The 3062-nt window shown below is 72.3% G+C and carries 2 protein-coding genes; both read left to right on the top strand.

The features are described from left to right. Positions 1-1130 (top strand): DNA polymerase Y family protein (locus RDU12_RS14380; RefSeq protein ID WP_308685315.1); only part of this gene is annotated, 1130 nt, incomplete at its 5' end. Continuing rightward, on the top strand, positions 1127-3062 hold a 1936-nt coding region (locus RDU12_RS14385; RefSeq protein WP_374990228.1), incomplete at its 3' end, for a PHP domain-containing protein. The genes RDU12_RS14380 and RDU12_RS14385, both read left to right, overlap by 4 nt.

Here is a 3062-nt window from a genome sequence, read left to right on the forward strand (position 1 = left end):
CCACGCCCGGCGCCGCCTGGGCCCTCGCCCGCTGGGGCGGGGACGAGGCTCCGATCGCCACGGAGGACGACGTCCGCGACCGGCTCGCCCCCCTGCCGGTCGAGGCCCTGCGCATCCAGGACCGCACCCTGGCCCAGGCCCGCCGCTTCGGCCTCAAGCGGATCGGCGACCTCTATCCCATGCCCCGGGCGGGCCTCGCCCGCCGCTTCCGCAAAGACGGCGGGGTCGATCTGGTCCAGCGGCTGGATCAGGCCCTCGGCCATGCCGGCGAGGCCCTGACCCCGCTGCGCCCGCCGCCGCGCTACCGGGCGTGGGAGACGTGGATGGAGCCGGTCAGCGATCTGGAGGGGGTCGAGGCGCGCCTGCCCGAACTGGCCGCCGACCTCGCCGGCCCGCTGGAGCGTGACGGACAGGGGGCCCGGGCCCTGACCCTGACCGGCTTCCGCTCGGACGGCCGGACCACCGCCCTGTCGATCCGCATGGGTCGGCCGGGGCGGGACGCGGGCGTCTGGATGCGGCTGTTCCGCGAGGCCGGGCTGGGCCGGCTCGAGCTGGGCTTCGGCCTCGACGCCCTGATGCTGACGGCCGACGTCGTCGAGCCGATGGCCGCCCGGCAGGCGGCGCTGGAGAGCGAGGCCGAGGTCAAACAGTCCGAGAGCCTCGCCGCCCTGATCGACCGGTTGACCGCGCGGCTGGGCGAGGACCGGGTGCTGACGCCGGAGGCCGAGGACAGCTGGATCCCCGAACGGGCCGAGGGCCTCCGTCCCGCCCTCGGCCGCCGCGTCGTCGCCGATCCGGGCGAGATGGGCCGCCGTCCGATCCTGCTGCTGGATCCGCCCGAGCCGATCCACGACCCGCTGTTCGACCTCCCCGACGGCGCCCCGGCCCGTTTCACCTGGCGCCGCGCCCCGCGCCGGGTGATCCGCGCCGAAGGTCCCGAACGTCTGGCCCCGGAATGGTGGCGCGCCGCCCGGGCCCGCACCCGCGACTACTACTGCCTCGAGGACGCCGAGGGGGGCCGCTACTGGGTCTTCCGCGAGGGCCTCTACGGCCGCGACTACACCGGCGACCCGGCCCGGGCGGGGCAGGAGCGGACCCCCAGCTGGTGGATGCACGGGGTGCTGGCGTGACCGGCTGGGACGGCGCCTACGCCGAGCTCGGGGCCATGAGCAATTTCAGCTTCCTCGAGGGGGCCTCCCACCCCGCCGAGCTGATGCTGCAGGCGAAGGCGCTTGGTTTGGCCGCCGTCGGCGTGGCCGACCGCAACACCCTCGCCGGCATCGTCCGGGCCCTGATGGGCGCCGAACAGGCCGACATCCGGCTGGTGATCGGCTCGCGCCTGACCTTCACCGACGGGACCGAGCTGATCGTCTTCCCCCGCGACCGCGCCGCCTACGGCCGCCTCTGCCGCCTCCTGTCGCTGGGCAAGAGCGAGGTCGTGCCGCAACCGGGCGCCGACCCCGCCGGCGAGCGGATCGACAAGGCCCAGACCCGCCTGACCTTCGACCAGGCGCTCACCCTCGGCGACGGCCTGATCGCCCTGGTCCCGGCCTCCGCCCGTCCCGACGCGGCCTTCGAGGCCAGGCTGACGGACTGGCGCCGCGCCTGGCCCGACACGGTGTACCTCGCCGCCTCGCCCCTGTGGCGCGGCGACGACCGCCGCCGCCTCAACCGGCTGGCGGCCATGGCCCGCCGCACCGGCGCGCCGATGATCGCCGCCAACGCCGTCCTCTACCACCACCCCGACCGCCGCCGGCTGCAGGATGTCCTGACCTGCATCCGCGAGGGGACCACCATCGACACGGCCGGCCGCCGCCTGCAGGCCAACGCCGAACGCTATCTGAAGCCCCCGGCCCAGATGGCCCGCATGTTCCGCGGCCACGAGGCGGCCCTGGCCCGGACCATGGAGGTGGCGCGGGCCTGCACCTTCAGCCTGAGGGAGCTCAGCTATCAGTACCCGGACGAACCGACGCCTGCGGGCTATTCCCCGCAAGGGTGGCTGGCCCGGCTGACGCTGAAAGGGGCCCGGTCGCGATGGCCGGGCGGGGTGCCGGCGTCGATCAGGGCCATCATCCTGAAAGAGCTCCGGCTGGTGCGGGAGCTGAAATACGCTCCCTATTTCCTGACCGTCCACGACATCGTCGCCTGGGCCCGCTCCCGGCCCGATCCGATCCTCTGTCAGGGCCGGGGATCCGCCGCGAACTCGGTGATCTGCTTCTGCCTGGGCATCACCAATGTCGACCCCGCCCGGCAAGACGTGCTGATCGAACGGTTCATCTCCTCGAACCGCTCAGAACCGCCCGACATCGACGTCGACTTCGAGCACGAGCGGCGCGAACAGGTCATGCAGCATGTCTACGAACGCTACGGCCGCGACCGGGCCGGGATCGTGGCCACCATCATCCACTACCGCCCGCGCTCGGCGATCCGCGACGTCGGCAAGGCCCTGGGCCTGACCGAGGACGTCACCGCCCGCATGGCCGACACCGTCTGGGGCTCCTGGGGCTCGGAGGTGAAGGACGACCATGTCGATCGCACCGGGCTGAGCCGCGACGACGCGCGGATGCAACTGGCGCTGGAGCTGACCGCCGAGTTGATCAAATTCCCGCGTCATCTGAGTCAGCACGTCGGCGGCTTCGTGCTCAGCCAGACGCCCTTGCTGGAGATCGTGCCGATCGGCAATGCGGCCATGGCCGACCGCACCTTCATCGAATGGGACAAGGACGACATCGACTTCCTCAAATTGATGAAGGTCGACGTGCTGGCGCTGGGCATGCTGACGGCGATGAAGCGCGCTTTCCGGATGATCGAAACGACCTACGGCCGCCCCCTGCCGGACACCGCCGCCGTCCCGGCCGAACGCCGCGGGGTCTATGACATGCTGTGCAAGGCGGATTCGCTGGGCGTCTTCCAGGTCGAGAGTCGGGCGCAGATGAGCATGCTGCCGCGCCTGCGACCGGTCGAGTTCTACGATCTGGTGGTCCAGGTGGCGATCGTCCGTCCCGGGCCGATCCAGGGCAAGATGGTGCACCCCTATCTGCAGCGGCGGATGGAGCGGCGAG

The organism is Brevundimonas sp. (genome assembly GCF_031082345.1).
Taxonomy (GTDB): Bacteria; Pseudomonadota; Alphaproteobacteria; order Caulobacterales; family Caulobacteraceae; genus Brevundimonas.